Genomic DNA, 317 nt, shown 5'->3' with positions numbered 1-317 from the left:
GATTAATAAGGGAAAACTTGTAATGGATCATAAGAAACATAAAGTATTTTGGAATGATGTAGCGTTACATTTAACACGACAAGAATATAATTTTTTATACTTATTAGCGGCGACACCGATGAGAGTATACACGTTTGAACAGATTTACCAGCTTGTCTGGAAAGATTATCCTGTTGGTGATATTAAAAATATCATCTGGTGTCTGGTAAAGCGACTGAGAAAAAAGCTGAATGTTGTTGAAGATGGTGCCGGAAATTGCATCGTCAGTGTCAGGGATATAGGTTACAAATTTGAATTGAATAATGAAAACGAACAGC

1 protein-coding gene is annotated in these 317 nt (G+C 34.7%); it reads left to right on the top strand.

Annotation, left to right across the window (positions count from 1 at the left end; genetic code table 11):
* Positions 1–22 precede the first annotated feature (22 nt).
* On the top strand, positions 23–317 hold a 295-nt coding region (locus tag LIQ05_RS20840; protein WP_226822950.1), incomplete at its 3' end, for a winged helix-turn-helix domain-containing protein.

The sequence above is a fragment of the Blautia glucerasea genome (genome assembly GCF_020537505.1).
In the GTDB taxonomy this organism is placed as follows: Bacteria; Bacillota; Clostridia; order Lachnospirales; family Lachnospiraceae; genus Blautia_A.
The sequence above is the reverse complement of the archived record's forward strand: the minus strand, read 5'-3'. Positions and strand labels throughout refer to the sequence as shown.